The following is a 25,900-nucleotide window of genomic DNA, read 5'->3' on the forward strand; positions in this document are numbered from 1 at the left end:
GGCGACAAGTTGCGTGCGGAGGAGACACGTTATTCGCACGGCGACATCAGCCTGTTCTCATGTCACCCCCCGCCTACAGCCTCCGAGAATGCGTATTATCGGAACTGAGCCGAGTTGCGGTTAAAGAAGCATTGCCGTCGTGCCATGTCGTCTAGTACCTAGCTTGTCCGGGTGTCACCCGTCGGTTCAACGACAGGCGTTATCCGCCGGACCTTCCTCGTGCACGAGGGGCCCTCGAAAAGCTGCACGACACTGCGGCAAACAGCCTGCTACCCAAGTAGGGCAAAGGCGGCCGCCGTGCGAGGATCGTGAAGCTGAGTGAGACCGTCGGGCGCGACGAGAGTAAAGCGTGAGGCCTTCGCACGCACTTCGGTCTCAAAAGCGCAGTAGTGGATGGCCTCGTTCGATCGAGTGATGTCTTGTTAGTTGAGTCCTCAGACGGTGAGCGGCTTTACCCGTCGTTCCAGTTTGGAGCAGCTGGTGCGCCGCTTCCCGGGCTGCGGAATGTGCTTGATGCGCTGGATCCTGAGCGTGAGGATCCCTGGGGAGACGCGGCTTGGCTCAACGCGCCTGCAGAGGAACTTGGCGGAGCTACTCCTGCGCAGGCGCTTCTGTCCGATCGCATGGTCGCGACCGTGCGACTTGCGGAACGGGCAGGCGAGTTTCGGCTCGGCTAGCAGCACCCAGAACGTTGCGAACGCGTCAGGCGAGGGTCGCGATGTGCGACAGTCCAGCCTCGAGCGCCTGCTCGCCACTCAGCTCACCTCGGGCGATCTGGAGGAGCAGGGCTGTCAGCGTGGGCTCGACCAACTCGAGCTGGGCGTCGAACGCTTCCGGGCCCGAGGCACGACGGAATGCTCTGTCGACGCGGAACGCCTCTCGCGAGCGAAGCGATGCCTCCGCCCTCGACACCGTGCCGGCGTCAACCGCGGCGTAGAGCTCGTTGAGCATCGGGGTGGAGTCGACCGTGTAGCCGGGATCGCGATCAGCGTCCTGCGATAACAGTGCCCCGCTGTCGACCAAAGCTGCAAGGAACAGCACCGCTTCGTCCCCAGTCATCGTCCCGTCGGCAACACGGCGAGCAAGGTCCCGGGCGTCCGGGTCTGTGACGGCGAGGCCCTCGGCCCCGAGCGCCCCATCGGCGAACGACACCCGGCGCGAGACTTCGTCGGGATCAGCCGTGGCAACCCGATGGACGTCCATGTACGCACGCGCGTCATCCAGCGCGTCACCCGCAGAGATACCTCCGGCCACAAAATCCCTCACGATGCCCCGCAACACGGGATCGGTGACCTTCTGCTCCATCCTGGCGAGCACAGGATCGACGCCGCGATCCTCGTCGTCGGGTGACGAGTCAGTGGCGTTTCGCTCCATACAGCGCTCCCGTCCAGGCACATCGATTCTACAAGCGAGGTCTCTCGATCGAGGGGGCATCAGGCGTCCGCGTCACGGTCACCATACGGACACACGGTATTGGCTGTCAGTCTCGGAGGGCGTCAGGAGGCCGCGAAAGGACCACGCTCTGGCCTCCTCGCACCCTCCTATGCAATCGAGCTGCGTAGTGGCCGCATTGTGACCGTCTGACGGTCACTGGGGACCGTCTAGTGACCGTCTCGCGTCCCCACGATTCACGTTGCGGGCTTCAGGGAGTGGGCTGTCGTCGTCGATGAGCCGGCGTACCTCGGCGCGTGCCTTCCGCGCCCGCGCCATGTCATCGTCGAACGCTTCGCGGAGTGGCCGTCCGCCGACCTTCGTCTTATCGAGCCAGCGGTCGACGTCGGCCGGGACGCGCTGCAGTCGTTCGTTCGTTGCTCGCAGCAGCTCCCGCTCCTGCTCGGTTTCTTCGATCGCCCTTTGCGCTGCGAACCGCGATCGTGAAGCGGCGTGCTGCGCCGTCTCAGCGGCATCCTGCGCCCGCCGCGCGTCTGCCGAAGCAGCGTCCAGTTCTCGCTCTCTGGCCGCGATCGAGTCCTCACGGCCGTCGAGGTTCTTTGCCCGGTTCTCAAGGCTGACGAGCAGCGTCTCGTACGTTGACTTTTCCGCTTCCGCGTCCTCCGTCGCGTCGCGGAGACGGTTGGCCTTCGCCTGGAACTCGCTGCTGCTCAGGTGCTCCCTTGACCGCTCGGTGACGCGCATTTCAACGTCGTAGCCCACCGACTCCATGTGCTCACGGAGTTCCTTGTGCTGCCGCCGGAGGTCAGCCGGCGACTTGAAGAAGTCCTTCTGAGAGAGCCGACCATCGGCCGTGACCGGTGTCACGAGGACCTGTAGCTGGGGGCTGTACTCGTCGAGATGCAGCGAGAACCCGACGATGTTCTCGTGGCTGAACTCCTTGCAAGCCCACACCAGCGACGCATCCATGAACTCGATGGCGTCCTCGTTGGGTCCGGTGGTCTTCCACTCCGGGTTGTGATCGTCGAACCACTTCGGATCCAGCTGCAAGATCAGGCCTCGGATCGGCACGGCGTCCTTCCGCTTCCGCCCCGTGACGGTTGCTCGTCGCGATACGAGGTAGTCCTCGAGCTCCTGCGAGGGAGGCCGGCCGTCGACGGACTCGAGGGCTCGGAACCCGCCGGCGCCATCGTTGACACGCGTGAAGTTGAACCGGGTGCGCTCGGGAACGATGTTCTTGTTGGCGTGCGCGAAGGCGAAGCCCGCCTTCTCGTCCGCGTCGCGCGCGATGTGGCGGAAGAAACTCTGGCGGTGCCCGCCTCCGTCTCCCACCTTGTGGGAGGCGTCGAACGTCATCGTGTAGCTCATGCTTCACCAGGCTCGACGTCGATCGTGGGGTGCACCGACTTCGTCGCTGCACCCCACGATGCCTTCGGCGACTCTCCCGAGGGGCTTCCGTTGCCGCGACTCCGACCACCACCCCAGTGCACCTTCGGGAGGGTGGCGGTCTCCTTCGCGGCAACGAAAGGTGTAGCCCCATACACTTTGGCGTCGCTTCGCTCGTCAAAGCTCCTGGTGCCCTGCGGGGCGCCGACACGCTGAGCGCGTCGAGGGCACCCTGAGACGGGTGCCTTAGGCCGAGCGCGCTGGTCGCGCGCACGGCTGCCGCGAACGTCCGAACGATGAAGTGCGACAACGCTCGACCGTCCGTTGTACGAACCGCACGAGGTGTCCGCCGTGACCGCGTGCTGAGCGGCTGCTTCAGGAATCCGAGCAGTTGTGCTCGCCGATCTCCAGAAGTCGGGGACGCCGTTGGTGCTGACGATGCTCCTCAGGGCGCAGGGTGTGTTGGACCGACTGACATACACGTCGATGTCTCCTCAGGTCCTAGGCTGCGCTCTGGTCGACGATGAGACCGGTGCGTACGGCACCCTTGTTCGTTCGCGTCGCGGTCACCCCAAGCCGGTCGAGGGCCTCGCCGAACTTGGTTCGGCCGAGCACATGGACTCCGTGGATGCCCTCCTTGTCCGCCCAGTCCAAGAACGCGTAGTGGAGGATGGTCGTGGTGTCGCCTCCCGAGGAGGTGTCCGTGCAGCGCGCCTCTACAAATCGGCGAACGTCGTCCTGCGACTCGGCATAGTCCTGAGTCGCCGCGAGGACCGACGCGGGTTCATCAAGGCCGTTCGCGAGGTAGTCGGCCAAGCCCTCGACGGCCCACGCGAGCACCGCGTCAGCGTCGTCCTTCAGCTTCGAGCCGAGGTACGGGTCCTGCTGGTCCTTCGGCACTACAACCCTGAACGGCACGACACGGACGCGCGCCCACGTAGCCGGGTCGTTCGCCGGAAGCTTCGGCAGGTAGTTCGTGATCATCAGGATCAGGAAGGCCGGCGAGAACTCGAACGGGGATCCGTAGAGCTCACGGGCGGTGATGCGGTCGCCCCCGGTCATGCGCTTCATGAAGGCGGCCGAGATCCGCGCCTTCTCCTCGAGCTCCGACGCGACAAGGAGGCGGACGCCGCGGAGCTTGGCCAGCCCAGGCGATGCGCTCTGCGAATTGCCGCCCCGCTGCACCTCGAAGAGACCGTCCTCGGCCACAGCCGCGTAGTCGCCCAGCGAGTGCATAACGGCGCCGTAGGCCACGCCCTTGCCGTTACGGCCAGTTCCGGTCGCGATGGTGAAGATGTTCTCGATCACCTCGCCGATCAGGGCAAGACCGTTGATCCGCTGGAAGAACCCCTGCACATCGGCATCGGGCAGTACCTGGTTCAGGAACCCGTCCCATACGGAGGACTGCCGCGGATGCGTCGGGTCGAAGGAACCGCGCGTGATCCTCGTGATGAGGTCTTCTGGGTCGTGCGGGCGGACCTGCATGGTGTTCAGGTCCAACGTGCCGTTCGGCATGTTGAGGACGTGTCCATCGGCGTCGAGCTGGTCGATCGTCGCGGTCATCCCCTGCAGGTTCGACGCGATCTTCAAGACCCCTGCGAGGCCGCTCGCGCTCTCGCATGCCTTGACCAGAGTGAGGAGGTTCTTGCCCTGTCGCTCCAAGATCTCATCGTGGTCGAACCTGCCCGACGCCATCATCTCCGTCCCCTGCTCCCGGAGGCGGAGGAGGGTCTTGAGGAGCGCATCCTGGGTGAGGCCAGTGTCGTCGACCCAACGCTGGCCGTTGAAGGCCATCCATCCCTTGTTGCGGACGAACAGGAAGCGGCCGCGGTGGTCGACCGCGAATTCGTGGGCGACCTGCGCCTGGTTTCGGTGCGACTTCGCTCCTCCCTCCAGCTGCTCCTGAAGGGTCGGCTGCGATACGGTTGCGGTGTTGTTCATCGTCATCTTTCTGGGTGATCGATCGGCCCCGGTGTCTTCAGCACCGGGGCCTTTTTCGTTGTGAGTTGAGGGCACGAGAAGCGAGCCGTCCAGGCGGCCCTCGAAGCGGTGCTGCGTCGGCGTCGGCGGCGTGCGGTCGCGCACCCCCTCCCGCACGGGTAACCGGTGCAGGGCATGCCTGTCGGAGTCGCTCGGACGACGTTTTGAAGCCAAGCGGGCGCTGTGCGGGTCGGCGGTGCCGATCACAGAGGTGCACAGGACGATCGGTTACCTGGTGTTGGTCGCGCAGAACATTGGCACGCGCGCCGCCCTGCAGGGCGGCGTCGGGTGTGACGTTTGTGACGTTCTGGTCCCGAACTCTCGAAGGAAGAAAGATCGAGGAGAGTAGGGAGTGAAAGTTCGGTTGCAAGACGTCACTAACGTCACGGGACTGAGATACGGCGCCGTCGGCGTCTCGCTGGGCGCGACTCCCTACGAGCGCTGAAACAGGGTGGGCGAGCCCCACGGAGCACTCTTGCGGAGCGGCGGCCCGCGAGCAGCTCGCCGCCGCCCAGGCAGCCCGCCCGACCGTGCCCGAGCATGGCTTGCTGGAGTCCACGCTGCCGTGGAGTGCGGCGACTCCGCTTTGCAGAGTGCTCGTGACGCTTGAAGTGGGCATACCTGTTCCTTGAATCGATGGATTCAAGGAGACCGAAGTAGCCGATCCCGTTAGCGGATGCTTGGCGTGTCTCTCAAGTCAGGACGCCGTTGTCCCTAGCCCGTTTACGTCATTGAGGCCGATGCCAGGTTACAACAGGTGTGGCCGTTTGCTTCCAACTCTTTACCAATCGGTGTGTCCTCGAAGGAGGGAGTGGCAGTACTTTCCGGAATTCGGCGGTACATCCGGTACATCCCACCGACGCGATCGTCCGCTTCCGCGCCAAGCGCTCGAAGCGGCATCAATTGTCGCGAAGCGGTCCGTTCTTGCTGTATTATGGGAGCCAAGCCCAAATGACAGAAAAGGGCCAGAGTCAACGGGCTCGACGAGTGGACACGCCAAGCAACCGCTAACGGGTTCGGCTACACAGGTCCCCTCGAAAGTTCAAGCTTTCGAGGTTCAACTATGTCCACTGCCCCTGTCATTGCAGCTTCCCCGCTCGACTCGCTTCTCACGGCTGATGAACTCGCCGAGCAGCTGCACACTACGACCCGCAATCTGCGTGAGTGGCGCTCGACGGGACGAGGCCCACGCTTCGTCAGAGTAGGACGCCTGCCGCTCTATAGGCGAGAAGCCGTCGAGCTTTGGCTGGGCGAACAGGAGTACGCCAGCACCGCCGACGAGCTGTGCTAACCGATGGGCACCGTGAAGCCGTACGCGACGAAGACGCGGGGCCGGCTCTACGAGGTCTGGTACACCAAGCCAGACGGCACCCGCGGCCATGACCGCGGGTTCAGGCTCAAGCGTGAAGCTGAGGCGCACCTTGCGACCGTCGAGGTGTCAAAGCTCAAGGGCTCCTACGTCGACCCTTCGGACGCTCGCGTCACGATCGGCGAACTCGGGCCAGCCTGGCTCGAGCGTCATCGGGCGAAGCTGACCGAGAGCAGCTTCCATTCTGTTGAGAGCAGCTGGCGCGTGAACGTCGAGCCGCAGTGGGGCAAGTACGCGGTCGGAAGGGTCTCGAGACGCGACGTGCAAGTGTGGCTCAACGAGCTCGCCGGGCGGCTCTCTCACACCTCTATCGCGCGTGCACGAGACCTGCTCGCCGGCATCTTCGACGACGCGATCGAAGACAACCGCGTCACGAAGAACCCCGCGCGCGGGCTCGCCATCAAGAAGAAGCCGATTCCCGATGAGGTGTTCCTCACGCATGCACAGGTCGAGGCACTCGCCCTCGAAGCGCGTTACGCGGACCTCGTGCGCGTCCTTGCGTACACGGGACTTCGGTGGGGAGAAGCGACGGCGCTCCGTGTGCGCAACATTGACCTCCAGCGCCGCCGGATCAACATCCGCGAGGGCGTCACGGAGGTCAACGGGCAGCACGTCCTCGGCGGCGTGAAGTCCCACGAACGCCGATCCGTGGCGTTCCCCGACTTCCTCGATGACGCCCTCGCGGCTGCATGCGACGGCAGGGACCACGACGAGCGCCTCTGGTCGTCCCCAAGCGGCGGGTTCCTCCGGCCCGGCCACTCGCAGCAGGGCTGGTTCGCGCAAGCGGTGAAGCGCGCAATGGCGGCTGATCCGAGATTCCGTCGAGTCACGCCGCACGACCTCCGGCATACTGCTGCGTCGTTGGCGATCAGCGCCGGCGCAAACGTGAAGGTGGTCCAGCGCATGCTCGGTCACAAGTCGGCGAAGGTGACGCTCGACACGTACGCGGCTTTGTTCCCGGACGACTTGGACAACGTGACCGCGGCGCTCAGCCAGCAGCGGACGCAACACCTTTCGCATCGCCCGTCGGGTAATTGAGATGTGTACGAGAGCGGCGCTGTTTGTTCGGTCACCTCTCGAATTCGCGGACGAAGTCTCCACCGAGAGCAGCTACAGGTCGTGGTCGTCGAACTCAAGACAAGGATCTTCAAATCGGAGTACCTCGGCCGGGTCGGTTTCGTCGTTGCTCTCATCGGCGATCAAGTCTGCCGAAGGCACAACCACCCGACGAGCTCGGTGGTGAACTCAGGGATGAAGAGCTGGTCCGTGGCCAGGTGCTACTGAGCTCTGGAGCACGAGGGCGGCTGCGCCGATGGCCGCTGAATCGCGGGGGTTGGCTGCGATCTCGATCGTGGTCCCGTGAGCTTGCCGTGCGAACGACGTCTGTTCGATCCGTGCTCTGGCAGCGCGTGCGTACATCGAGCCAGCAATGGCGAAGCTGGGCCCGGCCAGCACGATGCTGTCCAGGTCGAACACGTTGTTGAACGACACCACGGCGGCTGCGAGTCGATCCGCAGAGTGTTCCAGGAGCCCTCTGGCTGCTTCGTGCCCGTTGACGGCGGCGCGCGCGAGTCGATCGAAGTCTGAACCCGTGGTGTGCTCAGTGAACTCCAGACCGAGTCCGGCGAAGCGCCTCGGTGCCGTTCCGGCATCGGAGAGGACCGCAGCGGGGGCGGCGTACCGCTCGACGCATCCGACGTTGCCGCAGGAGCACGCAACGCCGTCGGCATCGATGGTCATGTGTCCGAGCTCGGCAGCGTTGGAGCTCGATCCGCGCAGGAGCGCACCGTCGAGGACCACTCCGGCACCGATGCCGGTCCCCATGTAGACGGTCGCGAACGTCTCGGTACGGGCGATGCGTCGCGTCCAGAACTCACCGACCGCGGCGGCGGCGGCGTCGTTGTCGAGGAGCACCGGGACGGGCAGGAGCGCCGCGAGACGTTCGAGCAATGGGAAGCCCTCCCACCGGCGCAGGGTCGGGGACCGGAACATCGTCCCGCCGGCGGGGGAGAGGGGCCCGGGAACCACCACCCCGACGCCAGCGATCGTGTCCACCGAGATGCCCGCGATGTCGATGAAGGATGCGAACTGCGCTGCGAGACGCTCGACCACGTCCTGCGGCTCGGCCACGGCGGCGCCGTCGACCAGTTGCCGTGCGACGGTCCCGCCTCCGGCGCCCGCGGCGACGAAGGTCATCGCCTCGAACCCCAGCTGGATGCCGACGGCGTAGAGCGCAGTCGGGTTGATCTCGAGGAGCGTCCGTGGCTTCCCGCCGGTCGACGCGACGCGTCCGCTCTCGCGGAGCACCCCCGTCTCGAGGAGGTGCCGCACGATGTTCGAGATCGAGGGCTGGGTCAGCCCAGTCGCCTGGGTGAGTTCCACACGGCTGATCGGGCCGGAGGACCGGACGATGTCGACGACCAGGGCTCGGCTCCCTGGACCGGAGGCGATCATCTCGGGCCGCGCCATCGATCGCCTCCTCCGTGGTCTCATCGGGTGGTGCAGGCGCGAGGGTCGTGTCCGCAGTGTCACACTAGCTGCGCCCCAGCAGCCCGGAGACGACAGGATGAGTACATGGGACTCCCGATCGGCTTGACGTTGGTCCGCACGAGTGAGATCTACGGAGCCGAGCCCTGGTTCCACGAACTGACTGCCGGGATCGACCAGGTCGTCCGTCCCCTCGGCCGCTCCGTGCTGCTCCGCGTCCTCGCGACTCGGGAGGACGAACTCCGGTGGCTGCGGCAGTGGCGCGAACGTGACGCTGTCGCCGGGGTGGTCCTCGTCGACCTGATCGCCGATGACCCTCGAGTGGATCTGGTCAGGACGATCGGCCTGCCCGCGGTCTCCGTGTCGTCGCCGGACGTGTCCGACGGCCTCCCCGCTGTCTGGACGAACGACGACGCCGCGATGCGCTCAGCGGTCCGCGCACTCCACGACCTCGGTCACACCTCGATCGGACTCGTGAGCGGACCGCTCGAGCTCGCGCACACCGTGACCCGCGCGCTGGCGTTCACCGCGGTGTGCGACGAACTGCAGCTCGAACGGCACTTGGTCTCGGGCGACTACTCGACGGAATCGGGCGAGCGGGCCTTCGCCGCGCTCCTCGCCATCGACGAGCCGCCGACCGCTGTCGTCTTCGACAACGACCTCATGGCCCTCGGCGGTCTGGCTGAATCGCGTCGGCGAGTGATCGCGATCCCGGACGAGATGTCCCTCGTCGCGTGGGACGACTCGGCACTCTGCCAGCTCTCCGAGCCGCCGCTGTCGGCGCTCGGCCACGATGTGCAGCGAATCGGACGCATGGTGGGCGAGGCGCTTGTGGCGGTCCTGGCCGGAGAAGAGCCACCCACGCTCGAAGCCCCTGCGATCGAGTTCGTGGCACGGGAGAGCGTGGCCGCCCTCCACCGTTGACGGTCCGCCTCGATGATCTGTGTGCCTCAACAGTACATCGATTACTAATCTAAGTATTGACAGCGGGTCTGTTGCCGGTCAGTCTTGCCTGACGCTCGCCGCACCGCCCCCCGGGCACCCGAGCGCCGATGAACGAAGGAGTTCGCCATGAAGAAGACCGTGATCGCTGCAACCGGAGGCATCGTCGTCGCGGCGCTCGCACTCGCCGGGTGTTCCGCTGGTTCCGCTCAGGACAGCGGCAAGCCGTCCGGCGCCATCACCGTGCTCACGAACCGCACCGACCTCGTCAACACGACCTTCAAGGACTACGCCAAGGAGTTCGAGAAGAAGTACCCGGGGACGACGGTCAAGTTCGAAGCGCTCACGGACTACGAGGGTGACGCGAAGATCCGTCTGAGTTCGAAGGACTACGGCGATGCGCTCCTGATCCCGAGCTCGACGGTGACGAAGGACAAGTACGCGTCCTACTTCGAACCGCTCGGCAAGACCACCGACCTGGAGAAGAAGTACAACTTCATCGGTGACGGGTCGTACGACGGCGAGGTCTACGGCCTGTCGACGTTCGGGTCCGCGATGGGCATGGTGATCAACAAGACCGTCTGGAAGGAAGCCGGGATCACCACCCCGCCGACGACGCAGGACGAGTACTTCCAGGACCTCCAGGCAATCAAGGACAAGACCTCCGCCATCCCGTACTACACGAACTACAAGGACGGATGGCCGCTGGCGACGCTCGAGGGGAACCTCGGCACCACACAGGGCGCTGACGTGCGGATGAAGCTCGCCAGCGAGAACAGCCCCTGGAAGCCGGGCACCGACCAGTACAAGATCGATGACCTGCTCTACAAGACCGTTGCGAAGAAGCTCAGCGAGCCGGACCCCACCACGACGAACTGGGAAGAGTCGAAGGACCTGCTTGCGCAGGGGAAGGTCGGCTCGATGATCCTCGGCTCCTGGGCTGTGACCCAGATGCAGGACGCAGCGAAGAAGGCCGGCAAGTCCGCGGACGAGATCGGCTTCTGGCCGATGCCCTGGCAGACCGACGGCAAGTTCACCTCCGTCACCGCGACCGACAAGCTCCTCGCGGTGAGCAAGAACTCCGACAACAAGGCCACTGCGCGCGCCTGGGTGAACTGGTTCATCAACGACTCCGGCTACGCGAAGAGTCAGGGTGCCATCAGCCCCGTCAAGGCCGACCCGACGCCGGACACGCTCAGTGACTTCAAGACCCTGGGCGTGAAGTACCTCCAGCTGAACCCCGACCCCAAGGGCAAGGAAGCGCTCTTGACCAACATCGCCAATGCCGCGCAGGTGGACGTCTTCGGCAACATCTACCGCCAGAAGCTCATCGACACCGCTCGTGGAGCCGCTTCCGGCGACGAGACGTCCTTCTTCGCGAACCTCAACAAGGAGTGGGCAGCAGCACGGAGTCAGGTGTCGAAGTGACCGGTCTCGCACCGACGCCCTCCTCGGCCGGGGCCGCAGCCGCTGCCCCGGCCGAGGGGCGGACCCGATCCAGGAAGGTCCAGCCGCGCTCCAGCCGCGGATGGCGCAGCACCCCGTGGCTCTTCCTCGTCGTCCCGCTGGCGTTCCTGATCGTCCTGACCTACGTCCCCGTGGTCAACATGTTCTGGTACAGCGTCACCGACTGGGACGGCCTCGCACCGCAGAAGACCTTCGTCGGACTCGACAACTACCTCCAGATCTTCACGAAGCCGGCCATCTTCCAGGTCTTCTTCGTCAGCCTCTACTACCTCGTCGGAGCGCTCGCGCAGCTCATCATCGCGCTCTACCTCGCGACGCTGCTCAGCTTCAAGACCCGACTGGGCAACCTGTTCAAGGGCATCATCTTCTTCCCGTACCTGATCAACGGCGTCGCCATCGGGCTGGTGTTCCTCTACTTCTTCCGCCCTGGAGGCACCCTCGACGCACTCCTCGGCGCTGCCGGACTGCAGCACACACCGCAGTGGCTCGGCGACCCGTCCGTGGTGAACGTCTCCCTCGCAGCATCCAGCGTCTGGCGGTACATGGGACTGAACTTCGTGCTGTTCCTCGGCGCCATCCAATCCGTGCCCGCTGAGCAGTACGAAGCCGCAGACCTCGACGGGGCGACTTCATTCGACAAGTTCCGGTACATCATCGTGCCGAGCATCCGACGCATCCTCGGGCTCTCGTTCATCCTGGCCATCGCCGGCGCACTGTCGGCCTTCGAGATGCCCTACATCATGACCGGCGGTGCGAACGGATCCGAGACGTTCGTGATCCAGACCGTCAACACCGCGTTCAAGTTCTCCCAGGTGGGCCTCGCATCCGCGATGGCGGTGGTGCTGCTGGCGATCGTGCTCGTCATCACCGGCATCCAACGATGGCTGTTCCCCGACGAGAAGAAGGAGCAGGCAGCATGACGACTGCGACACCGTTGCGGACCCGGATCAGCAGGCGTTCCGGAACCACCGCCAAGTACCTCAGCCTCATCGTGGCGTGCCTGTTCGCGGTGGTCCCGCTCCTGACCATCGTGATGCTCGCCTTCAAGACCGACCGCGAGTACCGGACGACCAGCCCGCTGACGCCGCCGTCGAACTGGCTGAACTTCAGCAACTTCGTGACCGCCTTCACCCAGGGCGGCATGGTGCAGGGGTTCATCAACACCGGGATCATCCTGGTCGTCTCCGTCAGCGGCACGATCCTGATCGGGACGATGGCCGCATACGCCATCGACCGGTTCCGGTTCCGCGGCCGTCGACTGGTGTTCGGCGCGTTCCTCCTGGCCACGTTGGTGCCGTCGGTGACCACGCAGGTCGCGACGTTCCAGGTCATCAACACCCTCGACCTGTTCAACACCCGCGGCGCAGCGATCGTGCTCTTCATGGGCACCGACATCGTCGCGATCTACATCTTCCTCCAGTTCATGCAGTCGATCCCGGTCTCCCTCGACGAAGCCGCGATGCTCGACGGCGCCAACCGGTTCACGGTGTACTGGCGGATCATCCTGCCGCTGCTCCGACCGGCTATCGCGACGGTGGTCATCATCAAGGGCATCGCCGTCTACAACGAGTTCTACATACCGTTCCTCTACATGCCCTCGCAGGACCTCGGCGTCATCTCGACGTCCCTCTTCCGCTTCATGGGCCCGTTCGGCGCCCAGTGGGAAGTCATCGCTGCAGGCACGCTGCTGGTCATCATCCCCACGTTGATTGTCTTCCTCTTCCTCCAGCGTCACATCTACAACGGCCTCACGGCAGGAGCAACCAAGTGAGCACAACCGCCCCGACCACCACTGCCGAGACCCGACGCGCACTCCATGACGGCTGGACACTCCGCGCCACCAGCGGTGACGCTCCCGTCGACGTCGCACTGCGCTCCATCCCGGCCACCGTTCCCGGGCTGGTCCACACCGACCTGCTCGCTGCGGGCATCATCCCCGACCCGTACCTGGACCGGAACGAGCAGAAGGTCACCTGGATCGGTGAGACCGACTGGGAGTACCGCACCACCTTCGCGTGGGAGCCGGACGGGCACGACAACCACGACCTCGTCTTCGAAGGCCTCGACACCGTCGCAACGGTCACCCTGAACGGCCGGGAGCTCGCCCGCACGTTCAACCAGCACCGCACCTACCGTCTGCCTGCGGACGGGGTCCTCATCTCCGGCAGCAACGACCTCGTCGTGCACTTCGCATCACCCGTGGCGTACGCGGACCAGGCCAGTCTCGATCTCGGGTACCGGCCCCACACCTACTTCCACCCCTTCAACGCGATCCGCAAGGCAGCGTGCAACTTCGGCTGGGACTGGGGGCTCGACGCCGCCTCATCCGGCATCTTCAAGCCCGTCACGCTGCACGCCTGGTCTGGTGCTCGCATCGATGCCATTAGGCCGACCGTCACCACCGACGGAACGGACGGCGACGTCGAGATCGCGATCACGCTGCACCACGCCGGGGACGTCCGACCCGTCACCGCCACCGCCACGCTCACCGCCCCCGACGGAACCGAGCACACCGTCGATGCGATCATCGACGGCACGGACGGCACCATCTCCATGCACGTCGACGACGTCGCGCTGTGGTGGCCTCGCGGTCACGGCGATGCGGTCCTCTACGACCTCGAGGTCAGCATCGCCGCCGCTGGCGACGACGCCGGCAACGTCCTCGCCTCGTGGCAGAAGCGGATCGGCTTCCGTACCGCCACCGTCGAGATGCTCCCCGATGCTGACGGAACGAGCTTCCAGGTCGTTGTCAACGGCCAGCCAATCTGGATCCGGGGCGCGAACTGGATCCCCGACGATGCATTCGTCACCCGGGTCACGCGGGACCGGGTCGCCGCTCGCCTCGACCAAGCCGAGTTCGCCAACATGAACCTGTTGCGCATCTGGGGCGGCGGCTACTACGAGTCCGACGACTTCTACGACCTCTGCGACGAACGCGGCCTCCTCACCTGGCAGGACTTCCTGTTCGCCTGCGCCTCCTACGCCGAGGAGGAGCCACTGCGTTCCGAGATCGAAGCGGAGGTCCGCGACAACGTCACACGGATCATGTCGCATCCGTCCCTGGTGCTCTGGAACGGCAACAACGAGAACATCTGGGGCTACGAGGAATGGGGCTGGGAGAAGCGCGTGCAGGGCCGCACCTGGGGCCTTGGCTACTACCTCGACCTGCTGCCCCGCGTCGTCGCCGAGCTCGACCCGCAGCGTTCCTACACGCCCGCAAGCCCATGGTCCGGCAGCATCGACCGTCCCGCGAACGAGAACGATCACGGCTCCGTCCACCTGTGGGAGATGTGGAACCGTGTCGACTACCCGCACTACCGCGACACTGTGCCTCGCTTCGTCGCGGAGTTCGGCTGGCAGGGGCCCGCCACGTGGTCGACCATCAACCAGGCCATCTCGGACACCCCGCTCACTCCGGAGTCGCCGGGCATGATCTGGCACCAGAAGGCGCAGGACGGCAACGACAAGCTCACCGACGGCCTCGTAGCGCACCTGCCCCTCCCGGACCACACCGAGGACTGGCACTGGGCGATGTCCCTCAACCAGGCCAACGCCGTCGCCTTCGCGATCGAGCACTGGCGGTCCTGGTCACCGAAGAACACGGGGTCGATCGTCTGGCAGCTCAACGACTGCTGGCCCGTCACGTCCTGGGCTGCAGTCGACGGCTACGGCCGCGCGAAGCCCCTGCTCTACGCCCTGAAGCACGTCTACGCCGACCGCCTCGTCACGATCCAGCCGCGCGGCACCGGCCTCGTCACGGCCGTAGTGAACGACTCGTCGGCTGCGTGGAACGGCGACGTGATCCTCCGCCGCCTCGCCTACGACGGCACCGAACTCGCCACGACGACCGTGACCGTGGCACTGCCAGCACGGAGCACACAGACCGTGGACGTTCCCGCTGACGTCGCCGCATTCGGCGAGGCCGCGGCCGAGTTGCTCGTCGCAGAACTCGACGGCGAGCGTGGATTCTGGTTCCCGGTGGAGCAGCGCCACTCGCAGCTGCCAGCAGCGAACCTACGCACGGAAGTCGCTGCGGTCGCCGGCGGGTACGACGTCACGGTGACGGCGGCATCGCTTGTGCGCGACCTCGCGCTCCTGGTCGACAAGGTCGACGTCGACGCAACCGTCAGCGACATGATCGTCACACTCCTTCCCGGAGACAGCGTCACGTTCCACGTCACGACGGCGAGGACGTTGACCCCGGAAGTGCTGACATCGGCAAGCGTCCTGCGCACGTCGAACCAGCTCGTCACTGACTGGGCATGATCGTGACCGATCTTGCACTGGCCGTCGATCTCGGCGGCACGAAGGTCGAGACCGCGCTCGTCGAAGCGTCCGGCGCGATCGTCGACGGAAGTCGGCACCGTGTGCCGACGGGTCGCGATGCCGAACCCGACGCTTTCGCTGAAGCCCTGTCGCACGCGATCCGACAGACGCTCGCCCTGACTCCGGCCGACTCGACGCTCATCGGGGTGGGCGTCGGTTCGGCCGGGCCAATCGATCTCGCACGAGGCAGGGTCAGCCCGAAGAACCTCCCGGCCCTGGCCGGCTTCAACCTCCGGGACGCCGTCTCCAGAGAACTGCCGGGCCTGGCAGTGCAGCTGCGTCTCGACGGCACCTGCATCGCGCTTGCCGAACACTGGCTGGGCGCAGCTGCCGGATCCGCGAATTCGATGTCCATGGTGGTCTCCACCGGTGTCGGCGGTGGCCTCATCCTGGGCGGAAAGCTCGTCTCCGGCCGAAGCGGCAACGCAGGCCACATCGGTCAGATCCACGTCGCTGGCTTCGGCGCGGAGTCGAGCAGCGCCGACGCGACCACGCTTGAGGCGAGCGCATCCGGGACCAGCGCGGTCGGATGGGCGCAGCGCCTGGGCTGGCCGGGACGTTCCGGGGAAGACCTCGCGGTGTCCTGCGCAGCAGGAGACGACATCGCCTGGCGGGCCGTGCGGCGTTCCGCCGCAGCCGTCGGTCAAGCCATCGCCAGCGCGACGACCTTGCTCGACCTCGAGATCGTCGCCATCGGCGGCGGCTTCTCCCTGGTCGTCCCCGACTACATCGATCTCGTCCGTACCGCAGCGCTGGAAGCAACCGTGTTCGAGTACGCGACCACGGTCCGCATCGAGCCCGCGCGTCTCGGCGCCGACGCGCCCCTCCTCGGCGCAGCCGCGTTGATCCACCGGTCTGCGATGGCGGCCACCGACTCTCCCATCAGCCACCTCGTCACCATCAGCTGATCTGTTGCGGCAGCCGTCTACCCGCTCCTCCAGCCGCAGAAGTCTGAGCACCGATGCAGCGCACAACATCCCACACCACGACGGCCAGTCCAAGTCCGCCGCGCCGAAGCTGGGTCCGTTCTGCACAAGGGAACCTCACGATGCCGCGATGCGGCCTTCGTGACCCTGCTGCGGGGGAGCAGCGCCGCCAGTGACGCCCTGCTCTCCCGCGGCGACCACCCGGGTGGCACTTCCCTCCCGTGGAACGCGACAGCGAGTCTCAGCGTGCGGCCTCGAGCAGGTCGCCGCGGGGACCGAACGGTCGAACCACGAACCAGAGGGCGACGACCACGAAGACCTGCGCGAAGAGGATGACGCCGACGGTGGCTGCCAGCGGGGGAAGCAGTGAAGCTCCGATGACTGCTGTCGACAGCACCCCCAGACCCTGGCGGCTTGCGTTCAACCAACTGGCGGCGGTACCGATGTCGCTTCCGCGGCGCGACAACGCCCAGGTCTGCACGGCTGGGGTGTTGAGCCCGAGGAAGAGTGTGAAGCTCCAGAGCAGCGCCAACACGCCCCAGAAGCTCGCGGTTCCGGTCGCGACCATCGTCGCGAGCCCAATCGCTGAGACGAGGAGGCCCGAGGTGGACAGCGCGACCAGCCATCGTAATTCCACCCGCGATGCGAGCCGAGCACCGAGCTGCGACCCGACCATCATGCACAGTGCGTGCGAGGCAAAGGCCACACCGTATCCGGTCGTAGTCAAGCCGAAGTGGCGTTGGAAGATCACCGATGAAGCCGACAGGTACCCGTACATGCCGCCCCACGACGCCGCTGTCACCGCGACCAACCCCACGAACTGTCGATCGCGGAGCAGGGACACGACACCGCTGATGCGAGTCCGCATAACGTTGACGCGAACCGTTGGCCGAAGCATGGTCTCGCCTGCGATCGACCGCGTCGCGACGCCGAGGACGAGCCCGTACACGGCCAGCAGGACAAACACACCCCGCCACGTCACAACGGTCAGCAGGAACGATCCCAGGAGCGGCCCGACCGCGATCGCGATGCCCGACACGAGTGTCATCGAGGCGATGGTCCGCAGCATGCGAACGCCGCTGAACCGGTCCCGGACCATCGCTATTGCGAGCACTCCCACGGAGGCCGACGCCGCACCTTGGAGGACGCGCGCAACGGTCAGGACCGTGATGTCCGGCGCCAGCGCGCACGCGAAAGACGCAGCCACGTGTACGGCTGTGGCGACCGTCAGCGGCGTGCGGCGCCCGACGACATCGCTCCACGCTCCCGCGAGCAGCTGCCCGACGACCATGCCGATCATCGCGCCGGTGAAGGTGAACTGGATCGACGACTCGGGCACCGCGAGTTCCGCCGCGATTCGCGGAAACGCAGGAAGGTAGATGTCGATCGTGAGCGTACTGAGGGTCTGCAGGAAACCGAGGGCTGCCGCGAGGACTGCCGGGCGAGGCTCTGACCGCATCACAACGTCGCGCCGACCCGCTCCCGACGCATCGGGTCGGTGATGAACGCACTGAACGCCACAGCGCCGGCACCGATCACCAGTTGCTGCTCTCCGAGCGCGGGTGTCTTCAAAACCGGCGGTTCGCTGGATGACATCAGGTTCGCGCTCACCGCACGCTCGAGGTGCTCACGGCCGTGATCGAGCAGGACACCGAAGAATCCGCCGAGCAGGATCAGTTGCGGGTCGTACGCGAAGGTCGCAGCTCGCAGCGCCACACCGAGGTAGTCAGCCTGGCGTACGAGGAAGCGTTCGAAGGCGGCACTGGGGTCGGCACGGATGGCATCACGGATGCGCTGAAGACTCCCGTCTCGCGCTCCGAACACAGATGCCAGCTGATGCTGCGATACGACCGTCGTGAGGCACCCAACGCTCCCGCAGATACATGTTGGGCCGTCGTTTGCGACGGTGACATGCCCAAGACGCGCGGCGGATCCCGAGCGGCCGTCGAGGATGTGGCCGTCGACCATCGCGGCGGCTCCGATGCCGCCGGGGCCGCCGTAGAAGGAGACGATGTCATCCGCACCGCGGGCTGCGCCCCAGAGCGTCTCCGCGTGGAGCCCGACCTGCGAGTCGAACGCCAAGACGGACGGGAAACCAGTGGCGTCCTGCAGCAACTGAGCGAAGGGTGCGTTCCGCCACCGCAGATGCGGGGCGTTCAGGACGAAAGTCTTGTCTTTCGTCACGCGCCCCGGGATGGCCGCGCACAAGCCGACGACGACCGCGTCACCGTGTCGCTGGCGAAGTTGCTGCAGAAGCTCCCCAACCAGAGCGGCAGCTTCTTCGGGAGTGGGTACGTCCGAAGAAGCCGCGTGGGCCTCGTCGACCACCCTGCCGTCGAGCGATACGAACGCGACGTGGACACCGTCGACATCGGTGTTGACGCCGACGCCGAGGTAGCGATCCGTCGCAGCCACCGACGCGGACGGACGCCCCTTCGCTCCGAGGTGATCGTCGAAGCGCTGCGTGACGATGCCTGCCGATTCCAACTCCTCGACCAGAGAAGCAACGCTTGAGCGTGCAAGACCCGTTGCTCGCGTGATTTGAGACCGAGTCGTTGCACCATCGCGGTGCAGAACGGACACAACCGATGACAGGTTCTGGCGACGAACAGCGTCGATGCTTCGACCGACTGGCGGGATGAGCGACATGGTTCCTCCGAAGACCGAATGGTGTCATAGTAGCCATATGTTCACGTCTCGAACAAGCGACCGTCGGCCTCAAGCGCGTCTCTGGACCGGAAACGGGAGCTTCCAAGACGAGTACCACGACTTCGATTCGACGTCTGCGCACATCGCCGCCATCCTCGAAGCCGTCGGCGTCGAGGTGCTCACCGAACCGATTGACCAGGCCATCGCGACCGAGCCACACGCCGATCTGATCCTGGTGAATACGGCAAAACGTCGACCAGCATCGCGGGAGTCCGACGCACTCGTGAACGCGCGTTTGGCGGACATGCTCCATTCGAGCACGCCCCTGCTTGCCTTCCACGTATCAGCGACGGCGTTCGCAGAGGTGCCAGCATGGGAACAGCTACTCGGCGGGCGATGGGTTGCGGAACAGACCTGGCACCCGCCGATCGGTCCAGCACGGATCGAGCCCACGGAAGCTGGAACAGAGCTTCGTGCTCCAGCGCGAACGTTCTCGCTCTTCGACGAGCGCTACACGGACCTGCGAGTGTCTCCATGGACGCGGATCCTCGCCGAGCATGAGCAGGACGGGAACAGGCATCCAGTCGTCTGGACGCACGAGTTCCGCGGACTCCGAACGGCGTACGACGGACTCGGACACGACCTCCGCTCCTATGAGTCCGACGAGCACATCCAACTCATCCAGGCTATCGTTCGGTGGCTCCTCCCAGATTTTTCTTTGTCCGAGACGTGAACATATGTATGCTCGACTCACACCATTGGAGGAGACCGCGATGACGCGCACGAACACCGGCTTGACCGCTCGGACACCACAGGGGACCGTCGTCGGACGCTCCGTCTCCACCCCAGACGGCAGCGCAGTCGCCTTCCTCGGCATTCCGTATGCACACGCTGAGCGCTTCAAGGCTCCGCAGCCTGCGATGTCGTGGCCGGGGGAGCGTCTCTGCGTCGCCGCCGGGCCGGCAGCTCCGCAGGATCCGATACGCGCAGACGTCATGGATGAGTCGGGGTGCTTGAACGCCAACGTCTGGGTTCCGGCAAATGCCGCAGCTTCACCGCTTCCCGTCCTCGTCTGGATCCACGGCGGAGGGCACCTGTACGGGTCGAACACGAATGCGCTGTGCGACGGCGCTCGACTCGCGGCGGCAGAGGGAATCATCGTGGTCGCGATCAACTACCGGCTCGGCGCTCTTGGCTACCTCAGCCTTGCGAGCGTCCTGGGATCCGAATACGCCGACAGTTCGAATCTGGCGCTGCTCGACGCAGTCGCAGCGCTGCGCTGGGTGAGCGTGAGCATCGCAGAGTTCGGCGGGGATCCTGCGCGGGTCACCATCATGGGGCAGTCCGCCGGCGCCGTCATGGTCGCGAGTCTTCTCGCGATGCCATCGGCTAGCGGACTCTTCTCTCGGGCGCTCATCGAGAGCGGCAGCGGAGAACGGGCGCGGGATGCAGGTCACGGCGAGCGTCTCACCGCAGATCTCCTCACGGAACTCGCTGCAACGCCGACCGATCTGCTCACGATGCCCGCCGAGCAGATCGTGGCTGGTCAAGAGGCGCTGGTCAGGAGACGTTCCGCCGGCCGCCCGAACCTCGATCTCGCCTTCGCGCCACTCATCGACGGCCGGACGCTTACCGCCCGACCAGTCGACTTGATCCGAGAAGGCGCCTCCGCAGACGTCGAGCTTGTCATCGGCACCAACCGCAACGAAGCATCCGGGTTCGTCGACCTTCGAGCCGAACCCGCCGTCGACGTGCTCGAAGCGCACGTCGAGCAGCTCATGCACGGGTCGCCCGCAGCGTCGGTCGTGACCTACCGCGCCGCGCTCGATGCAGACACCAACCGCCCGAACAGCCTCGCCGAGACCCTAGAAGCCTGCATGGCAGACCTCATCTACCGGCAGCCCTCCCAACGTCTGCTCGACGCGCGTCGAGACGCGTCAGCGTGGACACGCTCGTACCTCTTCGAATGGCAACGCCCGGACGCCGATTGGATCAGGCGTGCCGGCCACTCGCTCGAGCTCCCGTTCATCTTCCGACACATCGACGACAGCGCCGATGCGGAAGCCGAAGTAGGGGTCGAGCCGCCACTGCAACTGCGGGACCAGATGAGCGCCATGTGGGGCGCGCTGGTTCGCGACGAGGATCTCCAACCCTGGCCGACCTATGGAGAGCACCGCCGCACCGCGATCTTCAGCGAACACTTCCGCATCGAATCTGACCCCCGCGGCTCCATCCGTCGACTGGTCGCGCAGCACAACGCCTGAGCGGCCACCCTCCACCCACTCACCCCGCACCGCCACTGACACTTCGAAGGAGAAGTGACATGCCTGAATCCCCGACCCGAACCTCGTTCTCACGCCGAAGCATCCTCGCGTTCGGAATGGCGAGCGCTGCCGGGCTCGCGCTCACCGCCTGCACCGGCGGCGGCGCCGTCATCTCCCAGAGCCTCCTCGCGGGCGGCGCAGTGCGGCTGCCAACGTACCGGAAGGCTCGAGCCGCGATCGGCGCGAACCGCTTGACCAGCACTGTCGAAGGGCTGCCGGACATCTACACGTCGTCTCCGACGAGGTACTTCACGAGTGTCGACGCGCCTCCAGCGGCGGGCTCCACGATTCGCACACTGCAAATGCTCTGGTTCTCCCCTCCCGCGCCCGAGGGAAAGAACCCAGTGTGGAGGCGACTCAACCGAGACCTCCGCGCAAGTTTTGACCCGCTGCTCGCCAGTGCGGACAACTACAACAGCAAGCTCGCGACCGTCCTCGCCGGCGGGAAACTCCCCGACCTGATGTTCGTACAGGACCAGGTGCCCGTCGGTGCCCAAGCCTTCACCGCTGGGGCGTTCGCTGACCTCAGCCACTATCTCTCCGGCGACAAGATCCTCGACTACCCGAACCTGGCGAACATCCCGACGTACGCCTGGAAGGCCGCGCTGAAGAACGGTCGTATCGCCGGGATCCCACACGTCAACCCAGCGGTCACCTCCGCTCCGACCATTCGGACTGACCTGATGCAGCTCGCCGGCTTCTCTCAACAGCCGACGTCGACGACGGAGCTGCTGGACATGTTCACCGCGATCGGGAAGATCGGGTCCCATCAAGGCAAACGCGTCTGGGCCATCGGCGGACTCGGCACCGGTCAGATCCAGACGCTCGCACGATGGATGTTCGGCGTGGGTGCGGACTGGAGGATCGACAACCGCGGAAATCTCACCTACTTCCTCGAGACGGACGAGTTCGAAGAGGCCGTCGGCTACCTCCGACTGCTTTGGCAACGCGGCGCATTCCACCCCGACGCGCTCGCGCTCGGTACCGACGTGCAGCGCAGCAAGGAGAAGCAGCTCTGGACGGAGGGGCACTTCGCGTTCGAGCACGACTCGCCACCATGGCTGGCGCAGCAAGGTATGGAACAGGTCGAAGAGGGCACGAAGGGGGCCGCAGTCGACTTCCTCGTCCCGCCGGTGGCTCCCGGCCGTTCTCTGGCCGTCGCACAGGATCCCGGCTACTGGGGCATCGTCGCCATCGCCGCCGCCGCGGAGAAGGACCCGCGGCGGATGCGGGAACTCCTCGGCGTCTGCAACTACTTCGCCGCGCCGTACGGATCGTCCGAGGCGCTCTTCCTCGGCAGCGGCATCGAGGGATACAACTTCCGGTTCGGCACCGGGCACGCCGTCGAGCCCATCGACAACGCTGATGCCACCACCAATCTGCAAGGCCTCCGATGGCTCGGGGCGAACGCACCGTCGTACATCGCGCTCGATGCGAAGAACGCCAAGCGGAAGGACAGCCTCCTACACGAGTTGGAGCTCCTGACCACTGCAGCGAAGGTCGACCCGACCGTCGGGATGTACTCCCCGACACAGGTCAGCACGTCCGCGCAACTCACCGCCCTCAACGAGGACTGGCGCAACAAAGTGGTCTCCGGCCGCGCACCGCTTTCAGCCATCGCGACGTGGCGCAAGCAATGGCGCGCCAACGGCGGCGACCAGGTCCGGCACGAATTCGAGAAAGCGATCCGCGATGCGAAGTGATGCGAGCACCGTCAACCCCGCGGTTGAATCCGCCATCGAAGAGTCGATCGTCGCCCAGAGCGCACCGGACGTCCGCGCCGAGTCAGGTCCAGTCCGGGGGAAGCGCTCGCTTCTCGCGCGGATGAAGCGAGAACGGTCGATGTACCTGTTCATCCTCCCCGGGATGCTCTTCTTCCTCGTCTTCTGCTACGTCCCACTCCTCGGCAACGTCATCGCGTTCCAAAACTTCTCACCCTTCCTGGGGATCAGCCGCTCCCCTTGGGTCGGGCTACAGAACTTCGCGAACATGTTCACCGACCCCGAGCTCGTCCGCGCGATCATCAACACGATCGAGATCTCGTTCCTACAGATCGTCTTCTCGTTCCCAGCGCCGATCCTGCTCGCGTTGCTGCTGAACAGCTTGCTATCGGACCGGCTGCGCCGATTCGTGCAGTCGGTGGTCTACCTGCCGCACTTCATCTCATGGGTGATCGTAATCGCGATCTGGCAGCAGATCCTCGGCGGCGCCGGCCCTGTGGCCGGGCTCTTCGCGAGCATCGGCTTGGACCACGTCAACATCATGGCCAACCCCGATACGTTTAAGATCCTGGCCACGTCCCAAGTCATCTGGAAAGACATGGGTTGGGGAACGATCATCTTCTTCGCCGCGATCTCCGGCATCCCCCGAGAACTCTACGAAGCAGCAGCGTGCGACGGCGCGAGCTCGTGGCGCCGCACCTGGCACGTCACCCTTCCAGGGCTCGTTCCCGTCACCTCGCTCCTGCTCGTGCTCACCGTCGGGAACGTGCTTTCCGTCGGTTTCGAGCAGCTGCTCCTGCAGCAGCCCATCGTCGGAGCCGACGCCTCGCAAGTCATTGACACGTTCGTTTACTTCCGCGGTGTCGTCGGAGGCGACTGGGGCCTCGCAGCCGCGGCCGGCCTGGTCAAGGGCGCCATCGGCACACTTCTCGTCCTCGGGGCCAACAAGGTCGCCAAGAAGATCGGAACAGGAGGGATTTTCTGATGGTCGCCATCGAAGCCCGTCACGCACGACGCCAACGACCGCAACGCGCCCGCGACGCACGACCGCCATGGGTCGAAGTCCCATCCGTCGCCATCCGACTCGCGAAGATCACCGTCATCGCCATCATCGTGGTCGTGATGCTCTACCCCTTCATCTACATCATCGCCATGAGCTTCGCGTCCGCGAACTCCGACCTCAGCGGCTTCTGGCCCACGGCGTTCTCATTCGACGCCTATCAGTCCATCCTCGGCGGCGGCGTGGTCACCCGAGCGTTGATGGTGAGCGCCTTCGTGACGATCGTCGGTACGTTCTGCTCGTTGGCACTCACGACCACCCTGGCTTACGGACTCACACGGACCCGCGACGTGCCCTTCGCACGCGCAATCCTCCTCCTCGTGCTCGCCACCATGTTCTTCGGCGCCGGCATCATCCCCAACTTCCTCGTCGTGAAGTCCCTCGGACTCATCGACTCGCTCTGGTCGCTCATCCTGCCCGTGATGGTTTCGGCCTTCAACGTGGTCGTCGTCCGGAACTTCTTCATGGGCATCCCCGCAAGCCTCCTCGAAGCAGCACGCATTGACGGAGCATCGAACTGGACCATCTTCCGAAGCATCATCCTGCCGTTGTCCAAGCCGGTCCTCGCCGTCATAGGGCTGTTCTCCGCCGTGGGTTACTGGAACAGCTACTTCAACGCTCTGCTCTACATCAGCGACACGGCGAAGTGGCCGATCCAAGTCGTCCTGAACCAGTACGTGATCCAGGGGTCGCTCCTCGCGAACCTGCAGGGAAGCAACATCGTCACTCCGCCATCGCAATCCGTCCAGATGGCAGTCGTGGTCCTCGCAACGCTGCCCATCCTGATCGTCTACCCCTTCCTGCAGCGGCACTTCGCCCACGGGATGCTCACGGGGGCGGTCAAGGAATGAGCGGTCGATCAGAAGCCGCGCGGCCGTTCGGCGCCACCGGCCTTCAAGTACCCCCGATCACCATCGGAACCGCCCGTTGGCGCGATGGGACCGGGCGGGTGGCTCGCGCGGCACACACGGACGCGTTGCTGACGAGCCTGACCGACGCTGACCAACCGTTCGTATTGGACACAGCGAACAGCTACGGCAACAGCGAGCAGCGCATCGGCGACTTCTACGCGTCCCGAGGAGGCGTGCCAGGACACGCCCTCATCCAGACCAAGGCCGATCGCGACTTCGCGACCGGGGACTTCTCCGGCGCCCGGATGCGACAGTCCCTGCAGGAGAGCTGCGATCGGCTCCGACTCCCGGCGCTGCCCATGGTCTACATCCATGACCCAGAGAACACATCGTGGGATCAAGCGATGGCAGCCGACGGGCCGGTCGGAGCCCTGATCGAAGCACGGGAGGAAGGGCTCATCGAGCACCTGGGGCTCTCGGGAGGAACCGTCGATGTGATGGAGCGGTACGTGAGGACGGGCCACTTCGAGGCGCTGGTCACCCACATGCGTTGGACGCTCGTTGACCGATCCGCCGACGCGCTGCTCTCTGCCGCACACGAGCGCGGAATGGGCATCATGAACGCTGCCCCCTACGGAGGGGGGCTCCTCGCCCAGTACCCGGCAGCCACGTCGCGGTACGCATACGGCGAGGCAGCTCCCGAGGTGGCCGCCGCCGCAGATTCGATCGGCCGCGCCTGTGCCGATCACGACATCCCCATCGCAGCCGCAGCACTCCAGTTCTCCGCGCGAGACGACCGCATCGACTCCACGATCGTCGGTGTGCTCGAGCAGAACGACTGGAACGCGACGAGCGAGCTCCTCCGCGTCGCCGTGCCGCAGTCGTTGTGGGACACCGTGGAGGCGGTCCTGCCGCCGGCGTCGCTCTGGCAGCGCTAGGTCGAGAAGCTCGGGCAGAACCTCATCACGCGTGCCGCCGAGTGCGGGAGCTCAACCAGCTCGCGATCGCAGCTCGCATCGA

At 65.5% G+C, this 25,900-nt stretch carries 19 protein-coding genes; 13 read left to right on the forward strand and 6 right to left on the reverse strand.

The annotated features are described in order from the left end of the window. Positions 1-702: 702 nt before the first annotated feature. The 3 genes from DEJ13_RS01000 to DEJ13_RS01010 form a co-directional block, all read right to left on the reverse strand. Entirely contained in the window at positions 703-1,374 is a 672-nt protein-coding gene (locus tag DEJ13_RS01000; protein WP_111107144.1) for an antitoxin VbhA family protein, read from the reverse strand. Positions 1,375-1,587: 213 nt separating this feature from the next. Continuing rightward, a complete protein-coding gene (locus DEJ13_RS01005; protein WP_111107143.1) occupies positions 1,588-2,760 on the reverse strand; it encodes a plasmid recombination protein in 1,173 nt (390 codons plus the stop codon). A 519-nt stretch (positions 2,761-3,279) separates the two neighbouring features. Further along, positions 3,280-4,965, reverse strand: coding sequence for a DNA primase family protein (locus tag DEJ13_RS01010; protein WP_146245251.1), 1,686 nt, complete (start codon positions 4,963-4,965; stop codon positions 3,280-3,282). Positions 4,966-6,052: 1,087 nt separating this feature from the next. Here DEJ13_RS01010 and DEJ13_RS01015 point away from each other — a divergent pair. Continuing rightward, positions 6,053-7,165 (forward strand): tyrosine-type recombinase/integrase, encoded by a 1,113-nt coding sequence (locus DEJ13_RS01015; RefSeq protein WP_111107141.1) that lies wholly within the window; start codon positions 6,053-6,055, stop codon positions 7,163-7,165. A gap of 207 nt (positions 7,166-7,372) precedes the next feature. On the opposite strand, the gene DEJ13_RS01020 is transcribed toward DEJ13_RS01015, so the two are convergent. Next, positions 7,373-8,596, reverse strand: coding sequence for an ROK family protein (locus DEJ13_RS01020; RefSeq protein WP_111107140.1), 1,224 nt, complete (start codon positions 8,594-8,596; stop codon positions 7,373-7,375). A gap of 105 nt (positions 8,597-8,701) precedes the next feature. On the opposite strand from DEJ13_RS01020, the gene DEJ13_RS01025 reads away from it, so the two are divergent. The 6 genes from DEJ13_RS01025 (at position 8,702) to DEJ13_RS01050 (ending at position 16,257) form a co-directional block, all read left to right on the forward strand. Next, entirely contained in the window at positions 8,702-9,538 is an 837-nt protein-coding gene (locus DEJ13_RS01025) for a LacI family DNA-binding transcriptional regulator (protein ID WP_111107139.1), read from the forward strand. A gap of 147 nt (positions 9,539-9,685) precedes the next feature. Continuing rightward, complete coding sequence (locus tag DEJ13_RS01030) at positions 9,686-10,984, forward strand: ABC transporter substrate-binding protein (RefSeq protein ID WP_111107138.1); 1,299 nt, start codon at positions 9,686-9,688, stop codon at positions 10,982-10,984. Further along, a complete protein-coding gene (locus DEJ13_RS01035; RefSeq protein WP_181437051.1) occupies positions 10,981-11,943 on the forward strand; it encodes a carbohydrate ABC transporter permease in 963 nt (320 codons plus the stop codon). The genes DEJ13_RS01030 and DEJ13_RS01035 overlap by 4 nt, the downstream gene beginning before the upstream one ends. Further along, the gene (locus tag DEJ13_RS01040) at positions 11,940-12,794 is read left to right on the forward strand and encodes a carbohydrate ABC transporter permease (protein WP_258374116.1); all 855 of its coding nucleotides are present in this window, start codon (positions 11,940-11,942) and stop codon (positions 12,792-12,794) included. The genes DEJ13_RS01035 and DEJ13_RS01040 overlap by 4 nt, the downstream gene beginning before the upstream one ends. Continuing rightward, the gene (locus tag DEJ13_RS01045) at positions 12,791-15,289 is read left to right on the forward strand and encodes a glycoside hydrolase family 2 protein (RefSeq protein WP_111107135.1); all 2,499 of its coding nucleotides are present in this window, start codon (positions 12,791-12,793) and stop codon (positions 15,287-15,289) included. The genes DEJ13_RS01040 and DEJ13_RS01045 overlap by 4 nt, the downstream gene beginning before the upstream one ends. Next, the gene (locus DEJ13_RS01050; protein WP_111107134.1) at positions 15,286-16,257 is read left to right on the forward strand and encodes an ROK family protein; all 972 of its coding nucleotides are present in this window, start codon (positions 15,286-15,288) and stop codon (positions 16,255-16,257) included. The genes DEJ13_RS01045 and DEJ13_RS01050 overlap by 4 nt, the downstream gene beginning before the upstream one ends. A 259-nt stretch (positions 16,258-16,516) precedes the next feature. Here the strand turns inward: DEJ13_RS01050 and DEJ13_RS01055 are convergent, their stop codons facing one another. Next, positions 16,517-17,734 (reverse strand): MFS transporter, encoded by a 1,218-nt coding sequence (locus DEJ13_RS01055; RefSeq protein WP_181437050.1) that lies wholly within the window; start codon positions 17,732-17,734, stop codon positions 16,517-16,519. After that, the gene (locus DEJ13_RS01060) at positions 17,734-18,924 is read right to left on the reverse strand and encodes an ROK family transcriptional regulator (protein ID WP_111107132.1); all 1,191 of its coding nucleotides are present in this window, start codon (positions 18,922-18,924) and stop codon (positions 17,734-17,736) included. The genes DEJ13_RS01055 and DEJ13_RS01060 overlap by 1 nt, the downstream gene beginning before the upstream one ends. A 37-nt stretch (positions 18,925-18,961) precedes the next feature. Between DEJ13_RS01060 and DEJ13_RS01065 the strand changes: the two genes are divergently transcribed. The 6 genes from DEJ13_RS01065 (at position 18,962) to DEJ13_RS01090 (ending at position 25,818) form a co-directional block, all read left to right on the forward strand. After that, on the forward strand, positions 18,962-19,657 hold the full coding sequence (locus tag DEJ13_RS01065; RefSeq protein WP_181437049.1) for a ThuA domain-containing protein: 696 nt from the start codon (positions 18,962-18,964) through the stop codon (positions 19,655-19,657). Between the two features lie 40 nt (positions 19,658-19,697). Next, a complete protein-coding gene (locus DEJ13_RS01070) occupies positions 19,698-21,188 on the forward strand; it encodes a carboxylesterase/lipase family protein (RefSeq protein WP_181437048.1) in 1,491 nt (496 codons plus the stop codon). A gap of 59 nt (positions 21,189-21,247) precedes the next feature. Next, the gene (locus DEJ13_RS01075; RefSeq protein ID WP_111107130.1) at positions 21,248-22,951 is read left to right on the forward strand and encodes an extracellular solute-binding protein; all 1,704 of its coding nucleotides are present in this window, start codon (positions 21,248-21,250) and stop codon (positions 22,949-22,951) included. Positions 22,952-23,090: 139 nt separating this feature from the next. Further along, positions 23,091-23,954 (forward strand): ABC transporter permease, encoded by an 864-nt coding sequence (locus DEJ13_RS01080; protein ID WP_258374115.1) that lies wholly within the window; start codon positions 23,091-23,093, stop codon positions 23,952-23,954. Next, complete coding sequence (locus tag DEJ13_RS01085) at positions 23,954-24,880, forward strand: carbohydrate ABC transporter permease (RefSeq protein WP_111107128.1); 927 nt, start codon at positions 23,954-23,956, stop codon at positions 24,878-24,880. Before DEJ13_RS01080 ends, DEJ13_RS01085 begins: the two co-directional genes overlap by 1 nt. Continuing rightward, positions 24,877-25,818 carry an aldo/keto reductase gene (locus DEJ13_RS01090; RefSeq protein ID WP_111107127.1) on the forward strand — a complete coding sequence of 314 codons (942 nt, stop codon included), beginning with the start codon at positions 24,877-24,879 and terminating at the stop codon, positions 25,816-25,818. The genes DEJ13_RS01085 and DEJ13_RS01090 overlap by 4 nt, the downstream gene beginning before the upstream one ends. Positions 25,819-25,900: the final 82 nt, after the last annotated feature.

Source organism: Curtobacterium sp. MCLR17_007 (assembly GCF_003234655.2).
Classification (GTDB): Bacteria; Actinomycetota; Actinomycetes; order Actinomycetales; family Microbacteriaceae; genus Curtobacterium.

What these genes read in the sequence shown, in the direction of transcription:
- DEJ13_RS01000 (WP_111107144.1), bottom strand. Translation starts at nt 1,374, where the DNA reads ATGGAGCGAAACGCCACTGACTCGTCACCCGACGACGAGGATCGCGGC.
- DEJ13_RS01005 (WP_111107143.1), bottom strand. Translation starts at nt 2,760, where the DNA reads ATGAGCTACACGATGACGTTCGACGCCTCCCACAAGGTGGGAGACGGA.
- DEJ13_RS01015 (WP_111107141.1), top strand. Translation starts at nt 6,053, where the DNA reads ATGGGCACCGTGAAGCCGTACGCGACGAAGACGCGGGGCCGGCTCTAC.
- DEJ13_RS01020 (WP_111107140.1), bottom strand. Translation starts at nt 8,596, where the DNA reads ATGGCGCGGCCCGAGATGATCGCCTCCGGTCCAGGGAGCCGAGCCCTG.
- DEJ13_RS01025 (WP_111107139.1), top strand. Translation starts at nt 8,702, where the DNA reads ATGGGACTCCCGATCGGCTTGACGTTGGTCCGCACGAGTGAGATCTAC.
- DEJ13_RS01030 (WP_111107138.1), top strand. Translation starts at nt 9,686, where the DNA reads ATGAAGAAGACCGTGATCGCTGCAACCGGAGGCATCGTCGTCGCGGCG.
- DEJ13_RS01040 (WP_258374116.1), top strand. Translation starts at nt 11,940, where the DNA reads ATGACGACTGCGACACCGTTGCGGACCCGGATCAGCAGGCGTTCCGGA.
- DEJ13_RS01050 (WP_111107134.1), top strand. Translation starts at nt 15,286, where the DNA reads ATGATCGTGACCGATCTTGCACTGGCCGTCGATCTCGGCGGCACGAAG.
- DEJ13_RS01055 (WP_181437050.1), bottom strand. Translation starts at nt 17,734, where the DNA reads ATGCGGTCAGAGCCTCGCCCGGCAGTCCTCGCGGCAGCCCTCGGTTTC.
- DEJ13_RS01060 (WP_111107132.1), bottom strand. Translation starts at nt 18,924, where the DNA reads ATGTCGCTCATCCCGCCAGTCGGTCGAAGCATCGACGCTGTTCGTCGC.
- DEJ13_RS01065 (WP_181437049.1), top strand. Translation starts at nt 18,962, where the DNA reads ATGTTCACGTCTCGAACAAGCGACCGTCGGCCTCAAGCGCGTCTCTGG.
- DEJ13_RS01070 (WP_181437048.1), top strand. Translation starts at nt 19,698, where the DNA reads ATGACGCGCACGAACACCGGCTTGACCGCTCGGACACCACAGGGGACC.
- DEJ13_RS01075 (WP_111107130.1), top strand. Translation starts at nt 21,248, where the DNA reads ATGCCTGAATCCCCGACCCGAACCTCGTTCTCACGCCGAAGCATCCTC.
- DEJ13_RS01080 (WP_258374115.1), top strand. Translation starts at nt 23,091, where the DNA reads ATGTACCTGTTCATCCTCCCCGGGATGCTCTTCTTCCTCGTCTTCTGC.
- DEJ13_RS01085 (WP_111107128.1), top strand. Translation starts at nt 23,954, where the DNA reads ATGGTCGCCATCGAAGCCCGTCACGCACGACGCCAACGACCGCAACGC.
- DEJ13_RS01090 (WP_111107127.1), top strand. Translation starts at nt 24,877, where the DNA reads ATGAGCGGTCGATCAGAAGCCGCGCGGCCGTTCGGCGCCACCGGCCTT.